The 7,162-nt window shown below is 60.9% G+C and carries 6 protein-coding genes; all 6 read right to left on the reverse strand.

Features of this window, described 5'->3' with window-relative positions:
* Positions 1–140: 140 nt before the first annotated feature.
* The 6 genes from GIW04_RS25935 to GIW04_RS25960 all read right to left on the reverse strand — a co-directional run bounded on the left by GIW04_RS25935 (position 141) and on the right by GIW04_RS25960 (position 6,866).
* Complete coding sequence (locus GIW04_RS25935; protein ID WP_120248222.1) at positions 141–1,622, reverse strand: mannitol dehydrogenase family protein; 1,482 nt, start codon at positions 1,620–1,622, stop codon at positions 141–143.
* 18 nt (positions 1,623–1,640) lie between these two features.
* Complete coding sequence (locus tag GIW04_RS25940; protein ID WP_120248221.1) at positions 1,641–2,744, reverse strand: ABC transporter ATP-binding protein; 1,104 nt, start codon at positions 2,742–2,744, stop codon at positions 1,641–1,643.
* A gap of 22 nt (positions 2,745–2,766) precedes the next feature.
* A complete protein-coding gene (locus GIW04_RS25945) occupies positions 2,767–3,597 on the reverse strand; it encodes a carbohydrate ABC transporter permease (protein ID WP_005788583.1) in 831 nt (276 codons plus the stop codon).
* Positions 3,598–3,607: 10 nt separating this feature from the next.
* The gene (locus GIW04_RS25950; protein ID WP_003190955.1) at positions 3,608–4,498 is read right to left on the reverse strand and encodes a carbohydrate ABC transporter permease; all 891 of its coding nucleotides are present in this window, start codon (positions 4,496–4,498) and stop codon (positions 3,608–3,610) included.
* Between the two features lie 176 nt (positions 4,499–4,674).
* Positions 4,675–5,985, reverse strand: coding sequence for an ABC transporter substrate-binding protein (locus GIW04_RS25955; RefSeq protein ID WP_236479330.1), 1,311 nt, complete (start codon positions 5,983–5,985; stop codon positions 4,675–4,677).
* 644 nt (positions 5,986–6,629) lie between these two features.
* Positions 6,630–6,866 carry a DUF6124 family protein gene (locus tag GIW04_RS25960; RefSeq protein WP_034135497.1) on the reverse strand — a complete coding sequence of 79 codons (237 nt, stop codon included), beginning with the start codon at positions 6,864–6,866 and terminating at the stop codon, positions 6,630–6,632.
* Positions 6,867–7,162: the final 296 nt, after the last annotated feature.

Raw genomic sequence — 7,162 nt, forward strand, 5'->3', positions numbered from 1 at the left:
ATGAGGGAGTGCGCCGTAGTCTTATTGTTGGATTGAAAATACGGTCGATGTGGGAGCTGGCTTGCCTGCGATAGCGGTGGTCCAGTCAACCCTGCGGTGACTGCCAGACCGCTATCGCAGGCAAGCCAGCTCCCACCTGTTTAATCCGGTTTGTTCAGCAGGTTTTGCAGTGTGGCTGTGACGCCTTTGTCGCGCAGGCTTGCATAGCAACGCTCGAACGCTGCCACAAACGCCGCCGACTTGGGAATAGCCGTGCCAAAAATCTCTTCCACCCCCAGCAATCGCTGGCTGATCAGCGCATCATCGCTCACCAGGTTCTGGCAGAACGCTGCCCGTGGGTCCGGGATGCTGTAGCGCGTGCCGTTTTCATCCACGCCTTTCAGGTACAGCGCCCAGGCCGCCACCACCAGCGCGGCACGCTCAGTTTCGCGGCCGTCGGTAATCAGGCGGTTGATGGTCGGCACGGTGAACTTGGGAAACTTCGATGAACCGTCGGAGCATACGCGCTCCAACTGGTCGGCAATCGCCTGGTTGGAAAAGCGATCCACCAGGGTCTGCTTGTACTCGGTCAAGTCGATACCGGGCACCGGTGCCAGGTTCGGCGTGACATCCAGGTCCATGTAGGCGCGCATATACGCCACGAACACGGGGTCGTTCATGGTCTCGTGAACGAACCGGTAGCCCTTGAGGAACCCCAGGTACGTCAGAGCCAGGTGGCTGCCGTTGAGCAGGCCGATCTTCATTTCTTCGTAAGGCGTGACGTCATCGGTGAACTGCACGCCGACCTTTTCCCAGGCCGGGCGACCGTTGACGAATTTGTCTTCCAGCACCCACTGCACAAACGGTTCGCACACCACCGGCCAGGCATCGTCAATCCCGTGCTGGTCGTGCAGTTGCAGGCGGTGGGCGGTGCTGGTCATTGGCGTGATGCGGTCAACCATGGCATTCGGGAAGCTCACGTTGGCCTTGATCCAGTCGTGCAGCCCGGCGTCGTGCAAGGCGGCGAAGGCCAGCAGGGCCTTGCGGGTGACGGCGCCGTTGTGGGGCAGGTTATCGCAGGACATCACCGTAAAGGCCGGCGTGCCGGCGGCGCGGCGCTGGGTGAGGGCGGCGCAGATAAAGCCGAACACGGTTTTCGGTGCCCTCGGGTGCGCCAGGTCATGCTGGATCTGCGGCAGGTGGGCCATGAACTCGCCGTTGCTGTCGTCGATGCAGTAACCGCCTTCGGTGATGGTCAGCGAGACGATGCGGATCTGGGGGCTGGCGAGTTTATCGATCAGCGCCTGGGCGCCGTCTTCGGCCAGCAGCATGTCGCTGATCGAGCCGATCACACGCACTTGCGTGTCGTCGGTGTCGCCCAGTTCATACAGGGTGAACAAGTAATCCTGGCCGGCCAGGTCATCGCGGGCCTTGCGGTCTTCACTGCGCAGGCCGACGCCGCAGATGCCCCAGTCCAGGCCCTCGCCGGTGTTCATCAGGGCATCGGTGTAAAACGCCTGGTGCGCACGGTGGAAACCGCCGACGCCAATGTGCGCGATGCCCTGGCGGGTATCGGCAAGTGCGTAGGTCGGCACCTGCACTTCGGGCGCCAGTCGGGTGAGGTTGGCTTTATTCAATTTCATCGGGAAATACTCACGAAATCAGGCGGCAGCGCGCAGTGGGCGGGCCACGGCGACGCCATCGGTGTCGAACAGATGGCAGTGCGCCGGGTCCAGGTGCAGCTGGAGCGTCTCGCCGTATTGGCTGGCCATGTCGCCACGGATACGCATGGTCAGCGGCTCGCCGTTACGGGTGATGACGTGGCAGAACGTGTCGCTGCCCAGGCGCTCGCCGACGTCGGCGGTGACGGTCAGGGTGGTTTGCCCTGGTGTGGCGATTTCCAGATGCTCGGGGCGAATGCCCAGGGTCACCGCGCTGCCCACGCTCAGGGTGGCGCCGCTCAACGGCAGGTTGATCAGGGTGCCGGCGTCCAGTTGCACCTCGCAGCTTTGGTTGTCGACGCGGGTGACCTGGCCCTTGAGGAAGCCCATCTTCGGCGTGCCGAGAAAACCCGCGACAAACAGATTGGCCGGTTGGTGGTACAGCTCCAGCGGCGAGCCGACCTGTTCGATGCGCCCGCTGTTGAGCACCACTACCTTGTCGGCCAGGGTCATGGCTTCGACCTGGTCGTGGGTCACGTAGATCATGGTCGCTTGCAGTTCTTTATGCAGGCGCGCCAGCTCCAGGCGCATTTGCACGCGCAGGGCGGCGTCGAGGTTGGACAGCGGTTCGTCGAACAGGAAGATCTTCGGGTTGCGCACAATCGCCCGGCCAATCGCCACGCGCTGGCGCTGGCCGCCCGAGAGCTGCTTGGGCTTGCGCTCCAGCAAAGGCCCCAGCTCAAGAATACGCGCCGCTTCGCTGACTTTGCTCTCGACCAGTTTCTTGTCGACACCGGCCAGGTCCAGGGCAAATGACATGTTCTTGCGCACGCTCATGTGCGGGTACAGCGCGTAGGTCTGGAACACCATGGCCAGGTCGCGTTTGGCCGGGGTGACTTCGGTGATGTCGCGGCCATCGAGTTCGATAGTGCCGTCGCTGACCTCTTCCAGGCCGGCGATCAGGCGCAGCAGGGTGGACTTGCCACAGCCCGACGGGCCGACGAACACCACGAATTCCTTGTCGTTCACTTCCAGGTCGATGCCCTTGATGATGGAAAAACCTTCGAAGCCTTTTTGCAGATTCTTGATTTTCAGGTTGGCCATGATGGGCCTCCTTTTCGAATTATTATTTGACGGCGCCAAAGGACAAACCGCGTACCAACTGCTTCTGGCTGATCCAGCCAAAGATCAGGATCGGCGCGCAGGCCAGGGTCGAGACGGCGGACAACTTGGCCCAGAACAAGCCTTCGGGGCTGGAGTAAGAGGCGATCAAGGCGGTCAACGGCGCGGCGCTGGAGGAGGTCAGGTTCAGCGACCAGAACGCCTCGTTCCAGCACAGGATCAACGACAGCAACACCGTGGAGGCCAGGCCACCCTTGGCAATCGGCAGCAGCACCCGCACCATTTCCTGCCACAGGGTGGCGCCGTCCAGGCGGGCGGCTTCGAGGATGTCCTTGGGGATGTCTTTGAAGTAGGTGTACACCATCCACACCACAATCGGCAGGTTGATCAGGGTGTAGATGATGATCAGCGCAATGCGCGTGTCCAACAGGCCAAAGCTCTTGGCCAACAGGTAGATCGGCATCAGCACGCCCACCGGCGGCAGCATCTTGGTCGACAGCATCCACAGCAGCGTGCCCTTGGTACGCTGGGTTTCGTAGAACGCCATGGAGTAGGCCGCCGGCACCGAAATCAGCAGGCACAGGGCGGTGGCGCTGAAGGAAATCACCACCGAGTTCCAGGCGTAGGCGAAGTAGTTGCTGCGCTCGTTGATGTGCAGGTAGTTCTCCAGCGTCGGCGTGAAGATGAACTGCGGCGGGGTGGCGAACGCGTCGATTTCAGTTTTGAAGCTGGTCAGCACCATCCAGAAGATCGGGAAGAAAATCAGGATCGCGATGGCCCAGGCCAACGTGCCGAGCAACAGGCTTTGCAGGCGGCGGGATTGTTGAAGCGTCATGGCGCGGCCCTCAAGGCTTGTCAGTCAGGTTTTTGCCGATCATCCGCACCAGGATGATCGCCGCGATATTGGCAATGACCACGGCAATCAAGCCGCCGGCCGAGGCCATGCCCACGTCGAACTGCACCAGCGCCTGGTTGTAGATCAGGTAGGCGAGGTTGGTGGAGGCGTAGCCGGGGCCACCGTTGGTGGTGGTGAAGATTTCGGCGAACACCGAGAGCAAAAAGATCGTTTCGATCATCACCACCACGGCAATCGGGCGCGCCAGGTGGGGCAAGGTCAGGTGCCAGAAGATCGCAATGGCGCCGGCACCGTCCAGGCGTGCGGCCTCTTTTTGTTCCTGGTCCAGGGACTGCATGGCGGTCATCAGCAGTAGGATCGCGAAAGGCAGCCATTGCCACGACACAATGATGATGATCGACAGCAGCGGGTAATGCGCCAGCCAGTCCACCGGCTCGGCGCCGAAGAACTTCCACACGGCGGCGAGAATCCCCGACACCGGGTGGAAAATCAGGTTCTTCCAGATCAACGCGCCGACGGTGGGCATGATGAAGAACGGCGAGATCAGCATTACCCGCACGACGCCGCGCCCCAGGAACTCACTGGCCTCCAGCAGCGCACTGATCAACACGCCGAACACCACGCTGATCAGCAACACGCTGCCCACCAGCAACAGGGTATTGGTGGCGCCAGGCAGGAACCCCGAGTCGGTGATGAAATAGCTGAAGTTCTCCAGCCCCACGAATTGGTTTTCGCCGGGGTAGAGCAGGTTGTAGCGGATCAGCGAAAAGTACAGGGTCATGCCCAGCGGCACGATCATCCACAGCAGCAGCAAGGCCACCGAGGGGCTGACGAGAAACCAGCCGGGGTTGGCCAGGCGGTTTTTGGTGGGTGTATTCATGGTGATCAGAACCAGTCAGATGCCTACAGAATCTGCGTCGGAGCGCGGTCACTGTGGGAGCTGGCTTGCCTGCGATGGTATCGCCTCGGTGCTACTGATAGACCGAGTTGTTTGCATCGCAGGCAAGCCAGCTCCCACAAAAGCCCTGCTCCTACATTTGCGCGGGTGAAATTGGGTTACTTGGGGTAACCAGCCCGCTTCATTTCCCGCTCGGTGGTGTTCTGCGCGGCGGCCAATGCAGCATCGACGGTTTGCTGACCGGTCAACGCCCCCGAGAAGAACTTGCCCACCTGGGTACCAATCGCCTGGACTTCAGGAATGGTTACCAACTGGATACCGATATACGGCACCGGCTTCTCGGTTGGCTTGGTCGGGTCGGCCACTTTCAGCGACTCCAGCGTCACCTTGGCGAACGGCGCTGCCTTCATGTATTCATCGCTGTAGGTGGATTGGCGCGTACCGGGCGGCACATTGGCGATGCCATCGGTCTTGGCCACCAGCTGTCCGTATTCCTTGGAGGTGGCCCAACTGGTGAACACCTTGGCGGCGTCCTTGGCCTTGGAACTGGTCGGGATCGCCAGGCTCCAGGAGTACAGCCACGAGGTGCCCTTATCGGTTTTCTCATGGGGCGCGAAGGTAAAGCCCACATGGTCTGCGACCTTGCTCTGGCTCTTGTCGGTGACAAACGAGCCGGCCACGCTGGCATCCACCCAGATCGCGCACTTGCCGCTGTTGAACAGCGCCAGGTTTTCGTTGAAACCGTTGCTGGAGGCACCCGGCGGGCCGGATTTTTTCATGTTGTCGACGTAGAAGTTCAGCGCGTTCTTCCACTCGGGGCCGTTGAATTCTGGCTGCCACTTCTCATCGAACCAGCGCGCGCCGAAGCCGTTGGCAAGGGTGGTGATCAGCGCCATGTTCTCACCCCAACCGGCTTTGCCGCGCAGGCACAGGCCGTATTGCTCTTTGGACTTGTCGGTGAGTTTGGCGGCGAATTCGCCGATCTGGCTCCAGGTTGGGTGCTCAGGCATGCTCAGCCCGGCGTCCTTGAACAGGTCGGTGCGGTAATAGGTGATCGAGCTTTCGGCGTAGAACGGCAGGGCGTACAACGAGCCCTTGACCGACAAGCCGTCACGCACCGAAGGGAACACATCGTCGAGGTCGTAGGACGCCGGCAAGTCCTTCATCGGCTCCAGCCACCCCTTGGCGCCCCAGAGTGCGGCTTCGTACATGCCGATGGTCAACACATCGAACTGCCCGCCCTGGGTGGCGATGTCGGTGGTCAGGCGTTGGCGTAGCACGTTTTCTTCGAGCACCACCCAGTTCAACTTGATCTCCGGATGCTCGGCCTCGAAGGTTTTCGAGAGCTTCTGCATGCGGATCATGTCGCTGTTGTTGACGGTGGCAATGGTCAGGGTTTGCGCGCCAAGGCTGACGGCGCTGAGGGTCATGCAGGTGCAGGCAAGCAATGCTTTTGCTGTGAACTTCATCGCGCACTCCATTTCCGCGCCCAGGGGGCTACAGAAGGACGGTTATTGTTGTTGTGTCTTCCTACAAGGAGTCAGGAAGAGTGTGCGTTGATTACAGCCTTCAAAAGCGGCGGTGACAAATCCTTGGGAGCACGCTCACTGATACTTTTTTGCACTCGTCGACTACCTGATCGCTCCCACGCTCCGCGTGGTAACGCCGCTAGGGACGCTCTGCGTCCCCGGGTGACGCAGAGCGTCACGGTATGCATGCCCACGCGGAGCGCGGGAACGATCCTCAGTGCAGTGCTTAACACTTGATCGTTCCCACGCTCCGCGTGGTAACGCCGCTAGGGACGCTCTGCGTCCCCAGGTGACGCAGAGCGTCACGGAATGCATGCCCCCGCAGAGCGCGGGAACGATCCTCAGGGCAGTGCTTAACGCTTGATCGTTCCCACGCTCTGCGTGGTAACGCCACTTGGGACGCTCTGCGTACCGGGGTGACGCAGAGCGTCACGGTATGCATGCCCACGCGGAGCGCGGGAACGATCCTCTGGGCAGTGCTTAACGCTTGATCGTTCCCACGCTCTGCGTGGTAACGCCGCTAGGGACGCAGAGCGTCACGGAATGCATGCCCACGCGGAGCGCGGGAACGATCAGCGCAGTGTTTAACGCTCAATATCAGCCAGTACACGTTCAGCCAACAACCGAGACACCTCGATCAACTGTGCAATACCCAGCGCACCTTCTCGTCGCGAGCCGTCGAGTTCAAAGGCGAAATCGCAGGTGAGGGCGTGGGCAGAGGCGAGGGATTCGCTGAGGTTGACGAGTAGGTCTTGGGTGCAGATGCCGTCTTTAACGGTGAATAGCACGCTGGCAGGGGGATTTGGTGTGGGTTTGATCATGGTGAAACTCCGGAGATATTAAGGAGCTGCCATTGATCGCCGCGACGCGATGGGGGTGGCAGCTGTACGCGGGTTCGCGGACCGACTCTCCAGAACATCGGCATACCCGAAGGTATCCCGCGCACAGCCGCCATAGCGCCGCACAGTAGACGATAAAAAAGCGCCAACTGAAAGGACACACGACGCTTTTGCGTCTGAAGAAATACGGGCCGCGACGCCCGACCGCTGAGTGTGCAGCGGTGTACGGAGACTAGAGATCGAGTGTCCTAGGGGCAACCTCAAAGCCTTGTAAGACG

It is taken from the genome of Pseudomonas sp. PA-4-8C (genome assembly GCF_021606625.1).
Lineage (GTDB): Bacteria > Pseudomonadota > Gammaproteobacteria > Pseudomonadales > Pseudomonadaceae > Aquipseudomonas > Aquipseudomonas lactis.

What these genes read in the sequence shown, in the direction of transcription:
- GIW04_RS25950 (WP_003190955.1), bottom strand. Translation starts at nt 4,498, where the DNA reads ATGAATACACCCACCAAAAACCGCCTGGCCAACCCCGGCTGGTTTCTC.
- GIW04_RS25955 (WP_236479330.1), bottom strand. Translation starts at nt 5,985, where the DNA reads ATGAAGTTCACAGCAAAAGCATTGCTTGCCTGCACCTGCATGACCCTC.
- GIW04_RS25940 (WP_120248221.1), bottom strand. Translation starts at nt 2,744, where the DNA reads ATGGCCAACCTGAAAATCAAGAATCTGCAAAAAGGCTTCGAAGGTTTT.
- GIW04_RS25945 (WP_005788583.1), bottom strand. Translation starts at nt 3,597, where the DNA reads ATGACGCTTCAACAATCCCGCCGCCTGCAAAGCCTGTTGCTCGGCACG.
- GIW04_RS25935 (WP_120248222.1), bottom strand. Translation starts at nt 1,622, where the DNA reads ATGAAATTGAATAAAGCCAACCTCACCCGACTGGCGCCCGAAGTGCAG.
- GIW04_RS25960 (WP_034135497.1), bottom strand. Translation starts at nt 6,866, where the DNA reads ATGATCAAACCCACACCAAATCCCCCTGCCAGCGTGCTATTCACCGTT.